At 65.8% G+C, this 20,953-nt stretch carries 20 protein-coding genes and 1 pseudogene; 13 read left to right on the top strand and 8 right to left on the bottom strand.

The genetic code is table 11. The features are described from left to right. Window positions 1-232: 232 nt before the first annotated feature. The 3 genes and pseudogenes from ACFU5V_RS33685 to ACFU5V_RS33675 form a co-directional block, all read right to left on the bottom strand. Window positions 233-725 (bottom strand): annotated as a pseudogene (locus ACFU5V_RS33685) (malic enzyme-like NAD(P)-binding protein); the annotation flags it as partial. Window positions 726-995: 270 nt separating this feature from the next. Next, on the bottom strand, window positions 996-1,829 hold the full coding sequence (locus ACFU5V_RS33680) for a mycofactocin-coupled SDR family oxidoreductase (RefSeq protein ID WP_378704439.1): 834 nt from the start codon (window positions 1,827-1,829) through the stop codon (window positions 996-998). 239 nt (window positions 1,830-2,068) lie between these two features. Then, a complete protein-coding gene (locus ACFU5V_RS33675) occupies window positions 2,069-3,067 on the bottom strand; it encodes a helix-turn-helix domain-containing protein (RefSeq protein WP_378704436.1) in 999 nt (332 codons plus the stop codon). A 197-nt stretch (window positions 3,068-3,264) separates the two neighbouring features. Between ACFU5V_RS33675 and ACFU5V_RS33670 the strand changes: the two genes are divergently transcribed. The 11 genes from ACFU5V_RS33670 (at window position 3,265) to ACFU5V_RS33620 (ending at window position 15,455) form a co-directional block, all read left to right on the top strand. After that, the gene (locus tag ACFU5V_RS33670; RefSeq protein WP_378704434.1) at window positions 3,265-3,873 is read left to right on the top strand and encodes an NAD(P)-dependent oxidoreductase; all 609 of its coding nucleotides are present in this window, start codon (window positions 3,265-3,267) and stop codon (window positions 3,871-3,873) included. A gap of 25 nt (window positions 3,874-3,898) precedes the next feature. Next, a complete protein-coding gene (locus tag ACFU5V_RS33665) occupies window positions 3,899-5,116 on the top strand; it encodes an FAD-dependent oxidoreductase (protein WP_378704432.1) in 1,218 nt (405 codons plus the stop codon). Then, window positions 5,113-5,967 carry an SDR family NAD(P)-dependent oxidoreductase gene (locus ACFU5V_RS33660; RefSeq protein WP_378704431.1) on the top strand — a complete coding sequence of 285 codons (855 nt, stop codon included), beginning with the start codon at window positions 5,113-5,115 and terminating at the stop codon, window positions 5,965-5,967. The genes ACFU5V_RS33665 and ACFU5V_RS33660 overlap by 4 nt, the downstream gene beginning before the upstream one ends. A gap of 31 nt (window positions 5,968-5,998) precedes the next feature. Next, entirely contained in the window at window positions 5,999-6,982 is a 984-nt protein-coding gene (locus ACFU5V_RS33655; protein ID WP_378704430.1) for an alpha/beta fold hydrolase, read from the top strand. A 173-nt stretch (window positions 6,983-7,155) separates the two neighbouring features. Then, window positions 7,156-8,823 (top strand): flavin-containing monooxygenase, encoded by a 1,668-nt coding sequence (locus tag ACFU5V_RS33650; RefSeq protein ID WP_378704428.1) that lies wholly within the window; start codon window positions 7,156-7,158, stop codon window positions 8,821-8,823. Window positions 8,824-8,868: 45 nt separating this feature from the next. Next, window positions 8,869-9,348, top strand: a complete 480-nt coding sequence (locus ACFU5V_RS33645) for a cupin domain-containing protein (RefSeq protein WP_378704426.1) — start codon at window positions 8,869-8,871, stop codon at window positions 9,346-9,348. A gap of 73 nt (window positions 9,349-9,421) precedes the next feature. After that, the gene (locus ACFU5V_RS33640; RefSeq protein WP_378704424.1) at window positions 9,422-10,480 is read left to right on the top strand and encodes a maleylacetate reductase; all 1,059 of its coding nucleotides are present in this window, start codon (window positions 9,422-9,424) and stop codon (window positions 10,478-10,480) included. Further along, a complete protein-coding gene (locus tag ACFU5V_RS33635) occupies window positions 10,477-11,394 on the top strand; it encodes a dioxygenase (protein ID WP_378704422.1) in 918 nt (305 codons plus the stop codon). Before ACFU5V_RS33640 ends, ACFU5V_RS33635 begins: the two co-directional genes overlap by 4 nt. Window positions 11,395-11,871: 477 nt before the next feature. Continuing rightward, on the top strand, window positions 11,872-12,876 hold the full coding sequence (locus ACFU5V_RS33630; RefSeq protein ID WP_378704420.1) for a sugar ABC transporter substrate-binding protein: 1,005 nt from the start codon (window positions 11,872-11,874) through the stop codon (window positions 12,874-12,876). Then, window positions 12,873-14,384, top strand: coding sequence for a sugar ABC transporter ATP-binding protein (locus tag ACFU5V_RS33625; protein ID WP_378704418.1), 1,512 nt, complete (start codon window positions 12,873-12,875; stop codon window positions 14,382-14,384). The genes ACFU5V_RS33630 and ACFU5V_RS33625 overlap by 4 nt, the downstream gene beginning before the upstream one ends. 9 nt (window positions 14,385-14,393) lie before the next feature. After that, on the top strand, window positions 14,394-15,455 hold the full coding sequence (locus ACFU5V_RS33620; protein WP_378704416.1) for an ABC transporter permease: 1,062 nt from the start codon (window positions 14,394-14,396) through the stop codon (window positions 15,453-15,455). A gap of 278 nt (window positions 15,456-15,733) precedes the next feature. Here the strand turns inward: ACFU5V_RS33620 and ACFU5V_RS33615 are convergent, their stop codons facing one another. Beyond that, window positions 15,734-15,955 (bottom strand): hypothetical protein, encoded by a 222-nt coding sequence (locus tag ACFU5V_RS33615; RefSeq protein ID WP_378704413.1) that lies wholly within the window; start codon window positions 15,953-15,955, stop codon window positions 15,734-15,736. Window positions 15,956-16,114: 159 nt separating this feature from the next. Here ACFU5V_RS33615 and ACFU5V_RS33610 point away from each other — a divergent pair, with 159 nt between their 5' ends. Then, window positions 16,115-16,477, top strand: a complete 363-nt coding sequence (locus tag ACFU5V_RS33610; protein WP_378704411.1) for a hypothetical protein — start codon at window positions 16,115-16,117, stop codon at window positions 16,475-16,477. 81 nt (window positions 16,478-16,558) lie between these two features. Here the strand turns inward: ACFU5V_RS33610 and ACFU5V_RS33605 are convergent, their stop codons facing one another. From ACFU5V_RS33605 to ACFU5V_RS33595, 3 genes are all read right to left on the bottom strand, one after another. Beyond that, complete coding sequence (locus tag ACFU5V_RS33605) at window positions 16,559-17,854, bottom strand: CynX/NimT family MFS transporter (RefSeq protein ID WP_378704409.1); 1,296 nt, start codon at window positions 17,852-17,854, stop codon at window positions 16,559-16,561. A gap of 23 nt (window positions 17,855-17,877) precedes the next feature. Further along, window positions 17,878-18,636, bottom strand: a complete 759-nt coding sequence (locus ACFU5V_RS33600) for an SDR family oxidoreductase (RefSeq protein ID WP_378704406.1) — start codon at window positions 18,634-18,636, stop codon at window positions 17,878-17,880. A 68-nt stretch (window positions 18,637-18,704) separates the two neighbouring features. After that, the gene (locus ACFU5V_RS33595; protein ID WP_378704404.1) at window positions 18,705-19,280 is read right to left on the bottom strand and encodes an NADPH-dependent F420 reductase; all 576 of its coding nucleotides are present in this window, start codon (window positions 19,278-19,280) and stop codon (window positions 18,705-18,707) included. 98 nt (window positions 19,281-19,378) lie between these two features. On the opposite strand from ACFU5V_RS33595, the gene ACFU5V_RS33590 reads away from it, so the two are divergent. After that, window positions 19,379-19,861 carry a MarR family winged helix-turn-helix transcriptional regulator gene (locus ACFU5V_RS33590; protein WP_378704401.1) on the top strand — a complete coding sequence of 161 codons (483 nt, stop codon included), beginning with the start codon at window positions 19,379-19,381 and terminating at the stop codon, window positions 19,859-19,861. Window positions 19,862-20,009: 148 nt separating this feature from the next. Here ACFU5V_RS33590 and couO read toward each other — a convergent pair whose 3' ends face one another. Then, a complete protein-coding gene (gene couO, locus ACFU5V_RS33585; protein ID WP_378704398.1) occupies window positions 20,010-20,897 on the bottom strand; it encodes a 4-hydroxyphenyl-beta-ketoacyl-CoA hydrolase in 888 nt (295 codons plus the stop codon). Window positions 20,898-20,953: the final 56 nt, after the last annotated feature.

Below are 20,953 nucleotides of genomic sequence, written 5' to 3'. Positions count from 1 at the left end.
GCCGGAGTTGGTCTTCTTTCCTGCCACTCGTCAATGATCAAGCAGCGCGGCGCGAATCACGTGTATCGACACGCCCTATTACCGAAATATCAGTAGGCGATCTGGAAGCGCTCGTCGCCGAGTTCGACCTCGACGCGCAGCGCGCCGCCCACGGCTTCGACATACCGGCGCAACGTATCAATCTGCACACGCTCGAGGTCGCCATGCTCGATGTTGGACACCCGGTTCTGCCCGACTCCGGGGTGGATCTCCGGGTCCGGGTTCGACAGCGCGAACACGATGGAGTTCTCCGCCATGGTCGCGATCAGCTCCTCCGGGACGGTGCCCGCGGAGACGCCGAGGAACACGTCCGCACCGTCGAGTGCTTCGACGATGCCGCCGCGGCGGGCGGCCGGGTTGGTGCGGGCGGCCAGATCCACCTTCACCGCGTTCAAATCCCGACGATCCACGGAGACGATGCCCTTCGAATCGAGCACCGTCACGTCCGCGATCCCGGCGGCGATCAGGATGTTCGCGCAGGCCACACCGGCGGCGCCGACACCGGAGATCACCACGCGCAACCCACGGAGGTCCCGGTCCTGGACCTTGACCGCACCCTTCAACGCGGCCAGGACGACGATCGCGGTGCCGTGCTGATCGTCGTGCATGACCGGGCAGTCCACCGCTTCGATATCGCGCTGTTCGATCTCGAAGCAGCGGGGCGCGGAGATGTCTTCGAGGTTGACCACGGACCGCTCTTACGAACATAAGTCGGAAGCTCACTCTGGTGGCGGATCGCTGTCGCAGGGGCGAGCACTCGGTCCATGCCTCCCTCAGATGGCGCTCGACCCAACGCTGCAGGGCCAGGTTGATCCCGCCGTTTGCTTGTCGGTTGTCGAAGAGGATGCAATGACAGGCATCGCGCCCTCCGCGTCGTCGTTCGAATCGCGGGGGATGTGTCCGGTTTGCCGCCCCCCGGTCAGCGCTGATCTGGCGACTGGTGACGAACCCCCAGCCTATTTCACGATCGATCCCGCATCAACGGGGAGCGTCGCACCGGTGATGTACCGCGCCTCGTCGGAGGCGAGGAAGAGGAGCGCGTTGGCGATGTCCTCGGGCTGGACCCATGGGACGGGCAACGCGTGCAGCTGCTGGGCGCCCTCGTAGAACTCCTCGAGGGTCGGGTTCTCGAGATCCGGCCGGAACAGCTTGAACGTCTCCGGATTCGCCGCCATCGGAGTCTCGATAGTGGTGGGGTGAATCGTGTTGGCCCGGATCGAATGTGGCCCAAGTTCCAATGCAAGTGTGCGCATCAGACCCACCACGCCGTGTTTGGAGGACGCATAGGCGCCGCTGTTCGGTTGCGCCTCGAGGCCCGCGACGGAGCTCGTGATGGTAATGGAGCCGCCGCGTCCGGCGTCTACGATGTGCGGGATCGCAGCCTTGCACGTGTGCCAGGCACCAGTCAGGTTCACGTCGAGGACGTCGTGCCAACGGGTCTCGGGCATGTCAACCACCGACCCGAGGGCGATGATCGCCGCATTGGCTGCGACGATGTCGAGTCGGCCGAGGCGGCCGACTCCGTCGTCGACGGCTGCCCGGAGAGTAGCGAAGTCCCGCACGTCGGCGTGGCGGACGACACACGTGCGGCCCGCCTGCGCGACGAGTTCGGCGGTGGTCTCGAGATCGGAGACCGACGAGACCCCGTATGCCGCTGTGGGAACGGGTTCGGCGAGGTCCACGGCGATGATGTCGGCGCCTTCTTGCGCCAGTCGAACCGCACTCGCTCGACCGACGCCGCGTGCGGCGCCGGTGATCAAGGCGACCTTGCCCTCAACACGTCCAGTCATGATGCTTCCCTGCCTTCTAGCCGGAACCGGTGATGGTTGGCGTGGGGCCGACGGCCACCACACCCCAACATCGTGCGGGCCGCCGGGATGAAAAGGATCGGAGCGCGCCGCATGTGGCATTCAGAGCAGATCTCTCGGCGCTGCGAGCACATCGCGGTGGTCGTCGATCACCGCGGTATCACTGGCAGCCGTCACCCCTGCCGGCAAAGCGATCGGGATTCTGCCGCAGATCGATCCGTTCAGGCGATGTCGATCGCAGCGGTGCGGAAATCATTGGGCGTCATGCCTGTCGCGTCCTTGAATGCCGAGCCGAACTGGGTTGCAGACCGGAATCCCCACCGCAACCCGATGGCACCGACCGGCGTGAACGGCTTGAGTGGGTCGGTGAGATCCTCCTTGCAGCGCTCGATTCTGCCCGAGCGAATTCTGGACGACACCGTCTCCCCGGTGTTCTCGAAGAGCCGATGCAGCTGACGCAGCGAGATGAAATGTGCGTTCGCGATGGTCGTCGGGCTCAGATCCGGATTAGGCAAGTTGTCGTCGATGAACATCGTCACCGCTTCTCGTTGCTGCAACGCGGTGGCGGTTGGATCCGATCCGGCACCGCGGGCAACCAGTTGGTCCATCAGCATCGTGCGGATCAGCATCGTCGACTGCCGCGCGGCCTGGCGGACGGCTTGCCGTCGTCCCGGTTGGCTCGATGCAGCGTTGGTCAGCACGCTCGTCGAAATGAAGTGGGTCAGCAGGGCGGCGACGGCGCTGGGAAGCCCATCTCGTGACTCGATGGTGGTGCAGGTCAGCTCCTGGAGGTCTTCGACCGGAAGCCCGAGGTCGGTGGCGTTCATCCTGATGTTGAGAGCATGCAGGGTCGGGGTGATCGTGGTAGCTTCAACAACCCCCTCGCCCAGGTCGTAGACGGTGAAATCGCCGGGAGTGAGCATCATCGAGCGGCCGTGTTGGCGTACCTCCGTCTCGCCGGAGAAATTCAGGCACACCACGAAGTCATGCCCATCGTCCCCGGGCACGGAAGGGGCGGTGAAGGTCATGCCATGGGCGCTCGACGAGAGGTCCACAAAATTTGTTCCGTCGCAGCTCAGCACCCGCACGTTGCCGGCGAAGGTGCCGCTGGAGGCCGTGTCGAGGCGTGCGTCGAAGAGAGAATCGCGAACGAGGTCCCGGAAATCCGAGAACCTGCGCGCCTGGCGCTCGGTGAGCGCGGCTCCACGGCGAGTGGTCATCGTCACAGTATGCACCCGGTCAGCATGCACCTCACGCCCCCGGCCGGAAGGAGGTCTGGCGCGAATCCGGTATCGGCTGGCACCGAGGCGTGATGGCAGGCGCCACCGTTCGGAGCGATGCTTCCACGACAGCACAGTTACGCCCCGGACCGATCGGCGACCGCCGGGGTCTGGACAACAAGTGAGGGCAAGAACCCATGAAAATCGTCATCTACGGCGCCTCCGGGCGCGCCGGATCCGCCATCGCCACCGAAGCCGTCCGCCGCGGACACGACGTCGTTGCCGTGAGCCGGCGCGGGACCGCGGTCGAGGGCGCAACGTCGCGGTCTGCAGAGTTCGGTGACACCGACAAGGTGCTCGCCAACCTGGGGGGAGCCGATGTCCTGGTCGTGTCGATCCCGCCCGACCGCACCGGTGGTTCGCGCGAGGCCATCGTCGAGGCGCACCGTGCGCTGATCGACGCTGAGCCGTCGCTGCCGGTGTTCGTGGTCGGCGGGGCGGGTGCACTCGAGATCGACGGTGTGGCCCTGATGGACCGCCCGGATTTCGCCGACCGGCTCAAGCCGGAGGCCGGCGCGATGCGGTCGGTGCTCGATGCCTATCGCCAGAGCTCGGGTGTCACGTGGACGATGCTCGCCCCGGCTCCGAGCTTCGTCGTCGGCGCGCCGTCGGACTACGTGCTCGGCGCCGACGCGCCGGTGGGTGACCACGTCACGTTCGCCACCTTCGCCGTCGCCGCACTGGACGAACTCGAGTCCCCGACCCATCGGGGCCTGCGCTACACGGTCGCCGACACCGCGAAGTGACCGACCGCGAACGAAGGGAGTAAACGTGTCTCACGGAAATACCGATGCGGCGGTCATCGTCGTCGGAGGCGGTCCGGTCGGCATGCTCACCGCCTTGGGCATCGCCCGAACTGGTGTCCCGGTGACAATCCTGGAAGCCCAGGACGACATCATGCGATCCCCACGAGCGATGGTCTATCACTGGCCGGTGCTGGAGAACCTCGAGCGGCTCGGTGTGATCGAGGACGTCAAGGAGGCCGGGCTTCTCCGGCAGGACTATTGCTTCACCCGGCACGACACCGGCGAGGAGATCCGGTACGGACTCGATTGCCTGGAGGGAATCGTCAAGTTCCCCTATGCGATTCACCTCGGTCAGGATGCCCTCGTCGAGATCGTCCTACGTGCCATCGACCGGGACCACCTTCCGGTGCAGGTGCAGTGGGGGCGGCGCGCGACCGGGATCACGCAGGAGAACGGTCGCGTCACGATAGCCGCCGACGGCCCGAACGGCCCGGAAACCTACGAGGCGCCGTGGGTGGTGGCCGCTGACGGTGCCGGAAGTGCCATTCGCTACCAACTCGGTATCGAATTCGCCGGATTCACCTGGCCGGAAAGATTTGTCGCCACCAACGCGTACTACCCGTTCGAGGCGCACAACATCAGCCAGACCACGTTCGTGTGCGACGGTACGTACGGAACCATCATCGTCAAGATCAACAACGACGACCGCGGCGGGATGTGGCGGTTCACCTACTCCGAGCCGATGTCACTTCCTGAGGAAGGCATCCTCGACAGGATGCCGGCATATCTGGCGGCGGTTCTGCCGGAGAGCGAGAGGTTCGAGCTCATCGCGCACAGCCCGTACCGGATGCATCAGCGCTCGGCGGTCACATATCGCCGCGACAATGTGCTGTTGGCCGGGGACGCCGCGCACTCCACGAATCCGACCGGCGGACTCGGTCTGACCACCGGCATGCTCGACTCGTTCCTGCTCAGCGAGGCGCTGGCCGCAGTCGTGCAGGGCCGCGCCGACGACGACATCCTCGATCGCTACGCCGACGAACGCAAGACGGTGTTCGACGGCATCACCAGCCCGACTGCCATCCGCAACAAGGACCTGATCTTCCGTGGTTCCCTTCCCCGGGACTACGAACTCACCTGGTCGAACCTGAAGAACGCGGTCGCCGACGAGAAGGGGCTGGTGCAACGCTGCCTTGCCACCAAGAGACTGGAGACGCCGTCACTGCTGGGGACCTGGGGATGAAGACGATCGAGGACAAGGTCGCAGTCGTCACGGGCGGCGCCAGCGGGATCGGGTACGCACTGGCCTCCCGGTTGTTGCAGGGCGGGTCGTCGGTGGTCGTTGCCGACATCGAGGACATTGCCCTCCAGGCGGCCGTCGGGCAACTGCAGACCGAGGCCCGTCCGGGACGGTCCGTGATCGGTATCCGCACAGACGTGCGCGTCGAATCGTCAGTGCAAGCCCTCGCGGATCGAACGCTCGACGAATTCGGCAGGGTCGACATCGTGTGCAACAACGCAGGTGTGGAGACCGGCGGCCGGTTCCTGGACATCGACGCGGCGGCCTGGCGGTGGGTCATGGAAGTCAACTTCTTCGGCGTCCTCAACGGTTGCCGCACCTTCCTGCCGTTGCTCCTCGAGCGCGATGAAGCGCACATCGTCAACACCGCCTCGGTCGCGGCGTTCTCGTCGGGTGCTCCCTTCATGGCCCCCTACTGCGCGTCGAAGATGGCCATCGACGGACTCTCGGAATGCCTGGACAGCGAGCTGCGGACCCTGGGCAAGCCGGTGCGCGTCTCCCTGCTCGCCCCCGGCATGGTCAAGACCAACATGATCGATGCCGAACGCAACGCCCCGGAAGGGCTGCTGCTCAACGAAGATCCCGAGCGCCGCGCGGCGATGGAGGCGTTCCGGGTGAGGCACGACGAAGAAGGACTCGACGCCCTCGACGTCGCCGATCAGGTAATCGACGCGATCCGCACCGAACGATTCTTCGTTCTGCCGCACGCGGATCAAGCGCTCCGCGGCATCCGCACCCGCCTGAACTGGATGGAGACCGGTGAACCACCGAAACCCCGGATCGCCGGCGGCTGATCCAACCGCACATCAACCCCCACATGAGCAGGTGGCACCGACAACACGGCGGCGCGGCGGATTCTTCCTCCCCGGCGACACATCGGACGACGGGACCGGGCAACTCGGTCCCGCGTGGGTGGAGTTCGAGGCGCCCGCCACACCCACGGATCTTCCCGTGGTGTTGGTGCACGGCGGCGGAGGGCAGTCCACCGACTGGATGGGGGTGTACGGCACCGGACCGAGTTGGGCCGGTGCACTCGTCGACGCCGGACATCCCGTGTATCTGCTCGATCGGCCCGGACACGGGCGCTCGCCGTGGGATCCGGCTCGACTCGGTGCCCGCACCCCCTGGCCGGACCGGTCCGGGGTGGAGGGCCTGTTCGCCCGACCGCTCGGCGAGAGCTCGGTGGATGATCACAACGACTGGGCCGGCATCGACCTGGGCGGCTCGACACCGCTGGCTGCCATGGTCGCCGGGTCGGCGGGTCTCGCCATCGACACTCCGCGGCTGCAGGAACTCGATGCAGCACGTCTGCTCGACCTTCTCGGCAGGATCGGGCGCGCCATCGTCATGACGCATTCCGCGGGCGCGCCGGCCGGTTGGCTGGCCGCCGATGCGGATCCGGATTCCGTTGCGGCAGTTGTGGCCATCGAGCCACTGGGGCCACCATACAAGGAGATGGGGGCGCGAGGCGCGTTGACGAATGGCATCGCCTGTCCGCCATTGCGGTGGCATTCGAGACAATCCGAACGGACCCTGCCCGGCCTTGCCCGGGTACCGACACTCGTGGTGAGCGGGTCTGCCTCCGGTCGAGAAGAAGATGACTGTCGCACAGTCGACTTCCTTCGGGGTGCCGCCGTGCCGGCAGCCCACCTCCGATTGGGCGAGCACGACATCACCGGTGACGGGCACGGCCTCGTCTTCGAACGGAACGTACCGCTGATCGTCGGCTGTATCCGCGACTGGCTGGCTTCCGCCCTCGCCGCCGACGATCACGAACATCTCTCCCGTAGAACACTATTCGAGACATAGACCAGCTGGCGCGCATTCCGGATCGACTGGCATCGGCACGTGATGGCAATCACCACCGCAGAGGGAATGCTCATCTCAACGCCGTGACACGCGACACACGCGGTACGGCACCGGCGGACACGACGGCCGACGGGGTGAGCAACCCCGATCGTCCGCGACAGAAAGGATCGAGCATGCACCCCAGTACCCAACACCACCACCCGGCGGACATCGACACCACCGCCCACCTCGATGCGGTGGTCGTGGGGGCCGGCTTCGGCGGCCTCTACGCACTGCACAAGTTGCGTGAACTCGGTTTGAAGGTGCGCGCCTACGAGCGTGGCGACGACGTCGGCGGTACCTGGTACTGGAACCGTTACCCAGGACTGCACTGTGACATCGAAACCCAGTCCTACAGCTTCAACTTCGACCAGGAGATGTTCAACGGCTGGAGGTGGTCGTCCCGCTTCGCCCCCCAGGCGGAGATCCTCGAGTACGCCCGATATGTCGCCGACACGTTGGACCTGCGCGACGACATCGCGTTCGGCACGTCGATCGTATCCGCGCACTATGACGAGACTCGCGCCGTCTGGCGACTCACCCTCGACGACGGCGACGTGGTCACCGCCACCTACTTCCTGCCCGCCGTGGGGATTCTCTGCGAACTCAACATCCCCCAGATGCCCGGAATGGAGAACTTCGAAGGTTCCATCTACCACACCGCGAATTGGCCTGCGGAACAGATCGATCTGACCGGGCGACGCGTCGGAGTCATCGGTACCGGTTCGTCCGGCGTACAGTTGGTGTGCGCGCTGTCGCCGGCCGTGGGCGAGCTCAGGGTGTTCCAGCGGACCGCCCAGTACGTCACCCCGGCCAGGCAGCGCAGGCTCAGCGACGCCGAGGTGCAGGTGTGGAAGTCCACGCTGCCCGAACTGCGTGAGCGGATGCGATCGACCGCCTTCTGCGCGCTCGGGACGACCGCCGAGAAGTCGGTGCACGACGACTCACCCGACGAACGTCTCCGGGTGTTCGAGGAAGCCTGGGAGTCCGGCGCCCAGGCGATCACCGATGCCAGCTACAACGACATCGCCATCGACAAGGCAGCCAACGAGATCGTCGCCGACTTCGTCAAGGGCAAGATCCGGGCCACCGTCGAGGATCCCAGGACCGCCGAGAAGCTCATCCCGAACTACTATTTCAAGACCCGCCGGCCCGTCATCGCGGACGGCTACTACGAGGCCTTCAACCGCGACAACGTGCATCTCGTCGACGTGAAGGCGACCCCGATTCACGAGTTCACCCCGAAGGGAATCCGCACTGCCGACGGCACGGAGCACGAACTCGACGTCATCGTCTTCGCCACCGGATACGACGGTGTCACCGGCGGCCTGTTCAACATGGACATCCGGGGCCGTGGAGGTGCCAGCCTGAAGGAAGCCTGGGATGGGGGGGCGCGGGTGCGGTCCTATCTCGGCGTGAACACCAACGGTTTCCCCAACATGTTCCCGGTGCAGGGGCCGATGTCACCGGGTGTGGCGACCAGCTACATCTGTGGGGTCGAGGTCAACGTCGACTTCATCACCGGATTCATCGATCACCTGCGACGCAACGACATCGTCGCAGCCGAGGCCGACGAGACCGCAGAGTCTGCGTGGACCGCACGGGTGCAGCAGATCTACAACAGCACTCTGCTGCCCCACACGGAGTCCTGGTGGAACGGTTCCAATGTCGACGGCAAGGCCAGGTACGAGAACTACGCGGTGTTCCTCGGCGGCATCTCTGCCTATCAGCAATTCCTGGCAGCCGAAATCGAATCCGGATACTCGGGTTTCGTCACGTCCCACCACGCCGCGGTTGTCTGACCACACCAACGGCGCACCCACCTCACGAACAGAAGGAAGAATCACATGTCCGATTTCTCGGTCCGACGCATCGTCACCTCGCACGACGGGAACGGGCAGGCCGTTGTCCGCACCGACGACCAGCTGCCGAGTCAGGAGCTCTCTCCCACCGCACAATCCGTCCTGCTCTGGTCGACCGACGTCTTCCCCTCCGACAACAACGACGAGACCGACGGCGCCAAGCCCGGCGTCGGCCTGGTCTCGCCGGGGGGCACCGTCTTCATGATCACCAACATGGCTCCGCATTCGGAATCTCCTGCACACCGCACTGTGTCACTGGACTACGGGATCGTGCTGGACGGCGAGATCGACCTGGTCCTCGACGATGGGTCCACGACACGGGTGCGCAGGGGTGAGGTGGTCGTACAGCGCGGCACCATCCACGGCTGGAACAACCCGCTCGACGTGCCCTGTGTGATGGCATTCGTTCTGGTCGACGCGAACCCGGTGAAGGTGGGCGACACCGAACTCGGCGAACAGTTCTGAGGACAGTCCTCATACGTCCGGACCGGTGGCTCGCCACCGGTCCGGACACCCTGGCAGAAGGGAATGTGACCACATGGGATGGGAATTCGAACACAGGACGCTGGGCCAACGCGTGCTGTTCGGCGCCGGCCGATCGCTGGCATACCTCACGGCCGAAGTGGAGAGGTTGTCGGCACGACAGGTGATGGTGATCGCCGCCCGGGACGAACACGACATCGCCCGCACGATCACCGCGGACATCGACGTGTCCGTGTGGCACGACGATGTCCGCCCACACGTTCCGACCGACACGGCCGAGCGCGCCCGTCGGATCGCGGCGGACGAGCAGGTCGACCTGGTGATCGCGGTTGGAGGCGGGTCCACCACCGGCCTGGCCAAGGCGGTCGCGTTGACCTCGGGCCTGCCGATCGTCGCGGTGCCGACCACCTATGCCGGATCAGAGGCCACGAACATGTGGGGCCTGACCGAGGCGGCCCGTAAGGCCACCGGCTTCGACGACCGGGTATTGCCGGTGACCGTCGTCTACGATGCCGAGCTGATCGTGTCGCTGCCCGTGGACCTGTCGGTGGCTTCCGGACTCAACGGTCTCGCGCACTGTATCGACTCGATGTGGGCGCCCAAGACCGACCCGATCAACCAGGCTCTGGCCGCCGAGGGAATCCGCGTGCTCGCGAGCGGCCTGCCCACGGTGCGTACCGATCCCGCCGATCTGGCCGGGCGTGAACAGACCCTCTACGGCGCCTACCTCTCCGCGGTCGCCTTCGCGTCCGCAGGTTCCGGTCTGCACCACAAGATCTGTCACGTGCTGGGAGGGGCCTACGATCTGCCCCACGCCCAGACCCATGCCACGGTCCTGCCGTATGTCCTCGCATTCAACGCGCCGGCCGCGCCGGAGGCCGAGCGCAGGATCGCAACCGCCTTCGGCGCCGACTCAGCCGTGGCGGGTCTGGACGCATTGCGGCGGACCCTGGACGCGCCCCGCGCCCTGAAAGACCACGGATTCGACGAGGCCGACATCGGTGAGGCGGCACGATCGATTGCGGCCGTGGCGCCGCCGTCGAACCCGCGGCCGGTGTCGCAGTCCGACATCGAGTCGTTGCTGCGCGCGGCACATTCGGGGTCGACACCATGAACCAACGCACCATTCGTGGTCGATCCACGACAGCGACCGATGATCAGCAGCGGGCCGAGCAGAAACTTCTGGACGAGGTCCTCGCCTCCTTCGGCGGCACACCCGACCCCAGGCTCAGGCAGGTCATGCGGGCGATCGTACGGCACCTGCACGCGCTCATCCGGGAGGTCCGGCTGACGGAGGAGGAATGGCAGAAGGCCATCGAATTTCTCACCGCTGCAGGAAACATCACCGACGACAAGCGCCAGGAGTTCGTCCTGCTGTCCGATGTCCTGGGCGCGACGATGCAGACGATCGCCGTCAACAACCAGGCCTACCGGGGCGCGACGGCGGCCACGATATTCGGGCCCTTCTTCGTCGAAGGCTCGCCGCAGATCCCCCTGGGCGGAGACATCGCACGGGGTGCCGGCGGCACCCCGTGCTGGGTGGAGGGAACCGTTACCGACACCGATGGGAACCCGGTGCCGGGAGCCCGCATCGAGGTGTGGGAGTGCGACGAGGACGGCTACTACGACGTCCAGTACGGCGACGACCGTTCCGCAGGCCGAGCGCACCTGTTCACCGATGTCGACGGGCGATATCGCTTCTGGGGTCTCAAACCGGTTCCCTATCCGATTCCGCACGACGGTCCGGTAGGACGGATGCTGGCGGCCACCGGCCGCTCGCCATTTCGGGTGGCGCACCTGCATTTCATGGTGTCGGCAGACGGTCTGCGTACCCTGGTCACCCACACGTTCGTCAGCGGGGACCCGCAGCTGGCCGCCGGGGACAGCGTGTTCGGTGTGAAGGACTCCCTGATCACCGAATTTGTCGACAAACCCGCGGGCACACCGACCCCGGACGGCCGCGACGTCGGCGACAGGAAGTGGGCACAGGCACGGTTCGACATCGTGCTGGCGCCCGCCGGGGTCTGACCGACCGCGCCACAGCGACGACCGGACACCTCCTGGGTGTCCGGTCGTTCACGTTTGTGCGGCGCGACCGACGCCCGTCGTCGCAGCGACTCCGCGCGTCACAGGACTTCGTGACTCGAGGCATGGATGCAGCGACGTGAGAGATGGCACACATCCGGGATGGACTGGCATTCACACGTGATGGCAGCAGATCCGATACCGGAGATGCTTCACACACAGCTCGAACGTATCGCTTCGCAACGCGACACCCCACGTTCGGAGTTGTGTACCGACCGCAGCGACACCGCAGGCGGCGACACGCGGACTTCCGGCCCGGCGCGGTCACGTTGCTGGGCCTCACGATCAAAGGATCATCGGATGTTGTCTCTACGAAACAAATCATGTGGTGTTCTGCTCACTGCACTCACCTTTGCACTGGCGGCCTGCAGCGGCGGCGGTGTTTCTGGTGACATCGATGCAGCAGTCTCGTCAGCGGCCATGGCCGAGGCCGAGGCGTCGATCGCGCCGTACACCGGGCAGCCCAACGGCTTCCCGACCGAGGATCCTCTCGTGAAGCGGCCCTCGGCGAGCGAGGTGATCGCGTACCTGGAGTGCTCGACGCCAGTCTGCGCACAGCTGCGGCCGATGTTCGAGGACGCAAGCAAGGCGCTGGGCGTGCAGTTCCAGTCCGTCAAGGCGGGCGCCTCGGCACAGGAGTTGCAGCAGGCGATGGACTCGATCATCGCGATGAAGCCGAGTGCGGTGCTGGTCGCCGGCGTCGATCCGGCCCAGTTCAAATCGCAGATGGACGAGCTCGCGGCGATGAACATCCCGGTGGTGGGCGGATCGGGTGCGTCACGATTCCCGGCGATACGAGGTGTGGTCAACGGTGACGCCTCCTCGACGCGGATTGGCGCGTTGCTGGCGGACTGGGCTGTCGCCACCAACGGCGGCGCTCCATCGGTTGTCTACACGATCCCCGAACTGTCCTTCACCTCGCTCATGACCGATGGGTACCTCACTCGGATGAAGGAACTGTGCCCGGCGTGTGAGGTGCGCCAACAGAACATCCCGGTGGCCTCCATCGGCAATGCCGCACCTCAGCAAGTCGTGAACGACCTGCGATCCCATCCGGAAACCGAGACGGCCATCTTCACCAGCCTCGAATCGGCCACCGGGCTGCCCGCGGCCATGAAGGTGGCGAACCTCGAGGTCGACATCAATGGGTTCGGAAGCGACGCAGGCACGCTCAACTCGCTGCGGAAGGAGGACTTCGCGGGCGCAGTGGCCTTCGACTTCCCCGTCACGGGTTGGCAGTTCGTCGACATGGCGGCGCGTCTGGGAACCGGCCAGGAACTGACCGGCATGGAGCGCAACGACGAGATGACCATGCAGATCCTGAGCCCGTCGGACATGCAGTCCGGTTCGACCGACAACTGGTCGGCCTACCCCGACTATCAGCAGCGTTTCACCGCGTTGTGGTCGGCCGGGAACGCGTCATGACCGGCGACGGCACGATGCCGGTTCTCCTGGAGGTCGACGGGGTGAGCAAGAGCTTCCCCGGTGTGCGGGCGCTGTCCGACGTCAGCCTGACCGTGCGGGCCGGCGAGATCGTGGCACTGCTCGGGCAGAACGGTTCGGGGAAGTCGACCCTGGTCAAGATCCTCGCGGGCATCTACCTTCCGGACGAGGGCCGGATACACGGATCGCATCTGCACTTCATCCATCAGGATCTCGGCCTCATCGACAGCCTGACCGCGGTGGACAATCTCGGGCTCGACGAGGGCCGGGGCTGGGCCGGGCTCGGCCCGGTTCGGAAGGCAAGGGAACAGCGTGCGGCACGCGCCGCGCTGGCCGACTTCGGCGTCGAGTTCGATGTCGACGTGCCGATCGCGACGCTGACCGCGGCGCAGCGGACGATCGTGGCGATCGCGCGCGCATTGCGCGGCTGGGACGATCCGACAGGCAACGTGCTGGTGCTGGACGAACCGACCGCCGCGCTGCACGGCGGGGAAGTACTTCAACTGTTCACCGCGATCCGCAGCGTGACGCAAGCTGGGGCCGGTGTGCTGTTCATCTCCCACCGGCTCGAAGAGGTCGTCGAACTCGCCTCTCGAGTGGTGGTCCTGCGAGACGGTCGGCTGGTGGCCGATCACCCGACCGAGGGTCTCGGCACCGAGGACCTGGCCGAGATGATCACCGGAAAGCGCGTCGACCGAGGTGCCCGAAAGACCACCGCCGACAACCAACCGGGTCCAGCAGGTGACGCGGCGCTGACCGTACGTGGTCTCGCGGGCGGGTCCCTGAGGTCGCTGGACTTGACGCTACGGTCCGGCGAGATCGTCGGGGTGGCAGGCGGTCTCGGGTCGGGTCGTGAACAGATCGCGAGTCTCGTCTACGGTGCTGTCCCGCGCAGCGCGGGCGAGGTGGCGGTGGGGGGCACTCCGATAGGGGAGTCGCCACGTGCCGCGCTGACGGCGGGCATCTGTTACGTCCCCGCCGAACGTCGCACCCACGGAGCGGTGATGGACCACACTGTGTCGGAGAACATCGTGCTGGCCGATCTGCCGCACTTCACCAGGGCCGGTATCCATCTCGACGGTCGGCGCATCCGCAGCATCGTCGGCGAATTGTGCGGGGATCTTCAACTGCGCCCCATGCTCATCGAGCGGCCTCTCGGTCTGTTCAGTGGCGGAAACCAGCAGAAGGTCGCGCTCGGACGGTGGCTACGTACCGGACCGGCGGTCTTCCTCGTCGAAGAGCCGACCCAAGGGGTCGATGTGGGGGCGGCCGACGTCATCAGGCAGCTCATCCTCGACGCAGCCTCGGAGGGTGCCGCCGTCCTGGTCTCCACCTCGGACAACGCTGACCTCACAAGTATGTGCACCCGCGTCATGGTGCTCCGGGACGGCCACGTGGTGGCCGAACTCACCGGAGACGAGATCTCCGACCACCGACTGACCCACGAAAGCCTCGGCATCGGTGCCGCGCAGCTGTCCATCAACCCGTAGGAGCCAACAATGACCACAGATCTCACCACTTCGGTGCAGACGGAGACGGAACGGCCTGTCGAACCAGGTCCGCGGCGGCACGGTCCGCTCTCGTTCCGGCGGTCCAGCGCCGCATACATATTGGTCGTACTGCTGGTGGTGTTCTCCATCGTGACACCGGAGACCTTCCTGACCTCGAGCACATGGAGCTCGCTGATCGACACCCAGGCACTAACAGCGTTGGCGGCCATCGGTCTGCTCATACCGGTCGCGGCGGGCGCCTTCGATCTGGCCGTGGCCGCCCAGGTCGGTTTCGGGACCATTCTCGTGTCATGGCTACTGATGCACGCGGGAATGCCCCCATGGATCGCGGTTCCGGTGACCATCGCGATCGGTGCAGCTCTCGGACTCGCGAGCGGTATCGCCATTACAATCTTCCGGATCGACTCGTTCATCGCGACTCTGGGTATGAGCTCGGTAGCCGCGGCGCTCACCAGCTGGCTCTCCGACGGATCACAGATCTTGAATCTGCCCATCGGGTTCGCGTCCTTCGCCACCCAGAAGTTCTTGGGGCTGACGAACTCCGTGTGGATCATGCTGCTCGTTGCCGTCGTCGTCTGGTACGTGTTGGAGAAGACGCCGGTCGGCCGGCGCATCTATGCGACCGGGGGCAACGCAACCGCGGCGCGACTCGCCGGCGTCCGGACCTCGCTGGTGCTGGTCGGATCGTTGGTGGCATGCGGTGCGATCACCGCACTGGTCGGCGTGCTGTTGGCATCGCGACTCGGTACCGGCGACCCGACGATCGGTGGATCCTACCTGTTACCCGCGTTCTCGGCGGTGTTCCTCGGTTCGACCCAGTTCAAGTTCGGGCGATTCAACGTGTGGGGCACCGTGGTGGCGGTCTACGTCCTCGCGGTCGGTGTCACGGGCCTTCAGCTGGCAGGTGCACCGTTCTGGATTCCCGGTCTCTTCAACGGCATTGCGCTGCTGCTGGCGGTCGGACTGGCCTCGACGGCGGGCGCCGGAGGACCAGCGGGTCTCCGGCGCCTGTTGAACGGTGTGCGTCGTGGACGCGGCGGTTCGGATTAGCCTGGAGGAGGGTTACACAGATCATCCGGGAGGTGCTCGATGATCAGGTCGCCGATGTACGTAAGCGGCGAAGGATGCACGTGGAGGCGCTGGCGTTGCTGGGAACTGACCACGACACCGTGATCGGAGCCTGGAGCCTGCACCGATTTCGACCACTCACCGCATGACGGCGGAACGACCTGACGGCAAACCTTCCTGACCTGCCTGGACTGTTCCAACACCCGCGCGTTCCCGCGGCATCTTCCGTTCCAGCTCGTCGTGCTCGACGAGCTGGCAAGTCAGAGGGAAGACGTGTCGGCGAAGGCATCGACACCGATGATCGACAGTCCAGTGCTGGGCAAGGTGCCGGCGCTGGCGATGCCCGTTGCGCCGAAAGCGATACCGACGGCGGCGAGGCCTGCGATGGGCACCGCTGCGTAGTGGACGTAGCGGCGTCGGCGGGTGCCCTTGGTTACGGTCTCGTCGCCGTCGGTGCTGTTGGCGTTTGTGGCGGTTTCCATAGGGAACCTTCCTGTCGGAGTGGATGTTTGGGGTTGGGTCCAGTTGTTTCCGATGTGAGATAACTATGGCTCCCGCGGCCGCGCACGTCTGTCCGCTGACCAGACCCACTCGGTGATGAATGCGTTGTCCACCCGGGGCGTATCAGTTCGCGTTGGTGTGTGCCGTCGGCACGGGCCTGCACGTGCAGAACGGGAGTCGACACCATCGAGGCGGTCGCCACCACCACCGCGTTGTTGAGCCCCGCCGCGGTCAGCATCCCTGCCGCCAGGGCGGCCCGACGCGATGTGCAGCGGTCCGCGCTGCGGCTGACGCAGACGACGGCCGCGGCGCAACGGATGGCGTACCGTGCACTCGCCGAATGCTGGCGCACCGAACGGGAGTCCGGCGGTGTCGATCCTGCGGCGCAGTCGACACCAGTGAACACCGAACTGTGTAGCGTTTTGCACGCTCTTGCCGATGCGGTCCGGCACGGACGCACACCGGGCCCCGCTTCCCGCGCTGCCGGCCGTGTTGTCGTGTGAGGTACACAACCTGCGTGAGGTGGTGCTGCGCGAACCGACCTGACCGTCGGATCGGGTCCGGTGCGGGGTGGCATCGCGGCCTCATCCTCGATGGATGGTGTCGAGTACGTCCTCGATGTACCGACCCGGCTTGGCCATCGATACGGCGCCGACGGTCATGGGGAAAACCGTTGCTGCATAAACCCACAGCGGGACGGTCCAGTCGCCGGTTGCGGAGAAGAGCCAGCCCCCGAGAAGCGGACCGAGGGTGCCGAACAGATATCCGACGCCCATTGCGAACCCGGCCACGGCTGCCGAACCTGACGGGGTGCGACTGCGCAGGTTGAACATCGCAATCGCCAGAGGGAACGCACCTCCGGCCAGGCCTGCTATCAGCGCCGCCCCCCAGAGCGGTCCGACTCCGAAGATCATGGCCAGATACCCGAGCGGGCCGACGGCTGCCATGAGCACGGCGAGAAGGGTCGGATTACGGAGCTTGTTGGCGAGGATGGGAGTGATCACCGCCATCGGCAGGGTCATGAAGGTGTAGACGGAGAAAGCGGATGCGGCACCGCTCTTGTCCAGTCCGAAGCCGTCCTCGAGGATGGTCGGCATCCACGCGAGCATCGCGTAGATGTTGAGCGACGCCATGGCGTAGAACAGGGCGGTACCCAGTGCGACGGGGCTCCTGAGTATCTGAGCGAGCCCCAATTGCGGGCCTCCCGCGGATGCACGGGTCGTCCCGGTGGGGGAATCGTTGGGGTTCGGCCGATTCCGAAGTAGGATCAGCGTCCACGGCAGTATCGCCAGGAGTGAGATCAACCCCCACGAGGCGAGCGAAGCCCGCCAGCCGGCCGTGTCGGAGACCGGCACGGCGGTGATCGCGGGCAACGTCGCGCCGGCCTGCATCAACAGGGTGAACGCCGACACCATGGTGGCTTGCCGGTCCGGGAAGTGCTTCTTGACCAGTGGCGCGCCGACGACGTTGCCGAAGCCCATGCCCAGCAACGCGAGGAATGTCAGCCCCATGAAGAGTGCGGGGCTGTCGATGAACGGGCGCAATAGCGATCCGAATGCGGCCATCGTCACGGCGACGAGCGCGGTACCTTCCGGGCCGATCCGGCGCACGATCAGCGGTGCAACGAAGCCGCCGATGCCGAAGCTCAGCGTGGGCAACATGCCGATGATAGTTGCTCCCGCGGTGCCGATCCCGAGTTCGGAGGTGACAGTGGTCAGCAGAGGTGAGAGGCCGGTGACGGCGTAGCGTAGTCCGATTCCCAGCAAGAGGAGACCGAGGATGATCAGGATGCGGCCCCTCCACAGGCCGGGGCGGGCGGTGGTCGCCGCCCCCGCTGCAGAGCCGCCTGGGACGGAGGTGGGGTCGGGAGAGACTGTCATAATGGTGTGACTTCCTCGCCCCGTCAGGCGTGCTTCGAGTCGCCGTCGATCGGGAACATCTGGCCCGAGATGGTGCGTGCGTGCGGTCCGGCGAGGAAGACAGCCAGTTGTGCGATGTCGTCCGGGTCGATGAACGTGCGCACCGACTGATTGTCCAGTGCCGTGGCGGTCTCGGCTTCGAGCGTGGTGCCGTTCGATTCGGCTCGGCCGGCAAGAACGCTCTCGATCCGCGGTCCGGCGACCGCGCCGGGGTGGATGGAGTTGGCGGTGATGCCGGCCTCGCCCAGTTCCAGGGCAAGGGTTTTGGTGAAGCCGACCAGACCCCACTTGGTAGTCGAGTAGGCGACGCGGTTCGGGTAGCCGAAGCGGCCGGCGAGTGATGACATCACGATGATCGAACCGGCGTCGGATTCCTTCAACAACGGGATCGCGCGCTGGGTGACCAGAAAGGTGCCGGTGAGGTTGACCCCGAGCACGGCGTTCCAGGTGTCGACCGGATAGTCCGCCACCGGAACTGTGGCACCGGCGATGCCGGCGTTGTTGACCAGGACGTCCAGTCCGCCGAGATGGTCTGCGATGTTTCGGAACAATACGTCGAGGTCGTCGGCGGTGCTGATGTCTGCGGCCGAACCGCTGATCGTGCTGTTTTCGGCGGTGATGGCCGCAACGGCCTCGGCGTTGACGTCGGCGATGTGAACGCGGGCACCTGTGGCGGCGAATGCCTTGGCGATCGCCAGCCCGATTCCGCCCGCACCTGCGGTGACGAGTACGCGCTGTGTCATTGAATCTCCCTCGAGTGTGTAGGTGGGGTGTTACCGGTCGTATCGGAACGGCGAGCGCCGGACAGCGGTCACGGGATCACGGCGAAACCACCGGTCCAGGAGACCTTCTCGCTGGCGGCGAGGGTCAATTGGAGGAAGCCGACGGCCTCGAGTTCACGGGCTCGTGCGAGCGAGCCGGCGTCGATGGCGCGGAGTCCGCCTGCGGTGACTACCCCGGCGAGCAGCGACTTCGCGTCCGCGTCGTCACCGGCGATGAGGACGGTGGTGGGCACGGTGCCGACCGTGCCTGCCGCAAGCGTGCCGGCGAAGGTGGTGTTGAAGGCCTTCAGGATCCGCGACTGCGGCAGCGCAGCAGCGATCTCGGCGGTAGCCGAACTGTCGGCAGGAACCGTCAGTGAGTCGAACGTCTCGAAGTTCAGCGGGTTGGTGATGTCGACCACGACCTTTCCCGCGAACTGGTCACTGCGCTGGGTCAGTATCTCGGCCACTGCCGGGTAGGGGACGGCGAGGACGACGATATCCCCGCTCACCTGCTTCGTTGTGTCTCTTGTGTCGAACAGTTCGACGGTGGTGCCGCCTTTGGCGACGACGCCGGCGATGGCCTGGCCCATCAGTCCGGTGCCGATGATGCTGATGTGTGTCATGGAGTGCTCCCCGTTCACCTGCCGATAGTTGATGCTTCAACTATCACTGTACGCCCACGAAGGTTGTTGCGACAACCTTTTTCTGGGAGGATGTGTCCGTGCGGGCGCAATGGTTGAACGAGGAGGAGCGGGCGGCGTGGGTCCGGCTGGCGGCGATACTCGAACTCGTGCCCGGTGTGCTGGACTCGCAGTTGCGCCGGGATGCCACGCTGACATACTTCGAGTACTTCGCGCTGGCGATGCTCTCGGAGGCGCCCGCCCGCACATTGCGGATGACGGCGCTGGCGGCGCAAACCAATGCAACCCTGCCACGGCTGTCGCACGTCGTACAACGGCTGGCGAACCGCGAACTGGTGGAGCGTTCCGCGTGCCCGGAGGACGCCCGTGCCACCAACGTACGGCTGACTCCAACCGGCTGGGACAAGGTCCGTGACGCCTCACCGGGCCACGTCGCCAACGTCCGGCAGCACGTCATCGACGCACTGACACCCGAACAGCTCGACCAGCTGGCTACGATAGGCGACGCCATCTTGGGCAGGGTCGATCCGGAGGGACGATTGACCGCGCACCTGCACGCGTAATTGCGTTCCCCAGCAACGTAATCGGACCACACCGACCGTCGTGCTGTCGGCCGGCCGTGCGAGGCCGGTAGCGCCGCAACGTACCGACGCTCGACCCTCGGGTACTCGCCTGGGCGGGTCCGATCGCGTCCCCACCCAGGGCGGTTTGTCAACCCCGACCGAGGACGCGCAGCGCGTTCTGTTTGAAGATCAGCGGCGCGACCTCCGGTTTGATGTCGAGGTTCTCGAAGTCTTTGATCCAGCGGTCGACCTGGATGACGGGGAAGTCGGATCCGAAGAGCACCTTGCCGCGGAGCATGCTGTTGGCGGCCTTGACCAGCTGCGGCGGGAAGTATTTCGGCGACCATCCGGACAGGTCGATGTAGACGTTGGCCTTGTGGGTGGCGATGGAGATCTGTGCGTCGACCCACGGGACGGCGGGGTGGGCCATGATCACGGTGAGGTCGGGGAAGTCGGCGGCGACGTCGTCGAGGAGCATGGGGTCGGAGTAGCGCAGTTTGATGCCGTGGCCGCCGGGCAGGCCGGCGCCGATGCCGGTCTGGCCGGTGTGGAAGAGGGCGGGGACCCCGGCCTCGGTGATGGCGTCGTAGAGCGGGTAGAAGCGGCGGTCGTTGGGCTCGAATCCCTGCATGCTGGGGTGGAATTTGAAGCCCTTGACGCCGTAGTCGTCGACGAGGCGGTGGACGCGGCGGACGGCGGCCTTGCCCTGCCAGGGGTCGACGGAGCCGAACGGGATGAGGACGTCGTTGTGGCGGGCGGCGCCTTCGGCGATCTCTTCGACGGAGTTCGCGGCGTGTCCGCTGGCGGAGGCGGCGTCGACGGTGAAAACGACTGCGGCCATGTTGCGGGCCCGGTAGTGGTCGGCGATCGCGTCGATGGACGGGGTGCGTTCCTCGCCGGACTTGAAGTACTTTTCGGATGCGGCCATCAGTTCGTCGTCGAGGGACCGGTGTCCGCAGCCGTCGATCTCGACGTGGGTGTGGATGTCGATGGCGTCGATCTTGTCGAAGTCGATGCCGTACTCGTACCTGCTCACGCGGCACTCCTTTTCGAGGGTGGTGTGGTCGGAAAATGATGTCGTTCACTGGCCGG

Source organism: Rhodococcus sp. NPDC057529, from assembly GCF_042802055.1.
Lineage (GTDB): Bacteria > Actinomycetota > Actinomycetes > Mycobacteriales > Mycobacteriaceae > Rhodococcus_F.
This window is presented reverse-complemented; position numbering and strand designations above follow the sequence as displayed.

Coding starts and splice junctions, on each gene's coding strand:
- ACFU5V_RS33600 (WP_378704406.1), bottom strand. CDS start 18,636: ATGACACAGCGCGTACTCGTCACCGCAGGTGCGGGCGGAATCGGGCTG.
- ACFU5V_RS33640 (WP_378704424.1), top strand. CDS start 9,422: ATGGGATGGGAATTCGAACACAGGACGCTGGGCCAACGCGTGCTGTTC.
- ACFU5V_RS33650 (WP_378704428.1), top strand. CDS start 7,156: ATGCACCCCAGTACCCAACACCACCACCCGGCGGACATCGACACCACC.
- ACFU5V_RS33605 (WP_378704409.1), bottom strand. CDS start 17,854: ATGACAGTCTCTCCCGACCCCACCTCCGTCCCAGGCGGCTCTGCAGCG.
- ACFU5V_RS33595 (WP_378704404.1), bottom strand. CDS start 19,280: ATGACACACATCAGCATCATCGGCACCGGACTGATGGGCCAGGCCATC.
- ACFU5V_RS33645 (WP_378704426.1), top strand. CDS start 8,869: ATGTCCGATTTCTCGGTCCGACGCATCGTCACCTCGCACGACGGGAAC.
- ACFU5V_RS33615 (WP_378704413.1), bottom strand. CDS start 15,955: ATGGAAACCGCCACAAACGCCAACAGCACCGACGGCGACGAGACCGTA.
- ACFU5V_RS33625 (WP_378704418.1), top strand. CDS start 12,873: ATGACCGGCGACGGCACGATGCCGGTTCTCCTGGAGGTCGACGGGGTG.
- ACFU5V_RS33635 (WP_378704422.1), top strand. CDS start 10,477: ATGAACCAACGCACCATTCGTGGTCGATCCACGACAGCGACCGATGAT.
- ACFU5V_RS33675 (WP_378704436.1), bottom strand. CDS start 3,067: ATGACCACTCGCCGTGGAGCCGCGCTCACCGAGCGCCAGGCGCGCAGG.
- ACFU5V_RS33660 (WP_378704431.1), top strand. CDS start 5,113: ATGAAGACGATCGAGGACAAGGTCGCAGTCGTCACGGGCGGCGCCAGC.
- ACFU5V_RS33620 (WP_378704416.1), top strand. CDS start 14,394: ATGACCACAGATCTCACCACTTCGGTGCAGACGGAGACGGAACGGCCT.
- ACFU5V_RS33630 (WP_378704420.1), top strand. CDS start 11,872: ATGGCCGAGGCCGAGGCGTCGATCGCGCCGTACACCGGGCAGCCCAAC.
- ACFU5V_RS33670 (WP_378704434.1), top strand. CDS start 3,265: ATGAAAATCGTCATCTACGGCGCCTCCGGGCGCGCCGGATCCGCCATC.
- ACFU5V_RS33680 (WP_378704439.1), bottom strand. CDS start 1,829: ATGACTGGACGTGTTGAGGGCAAGGTCGCCTTGATCACCGGCGCCGCA.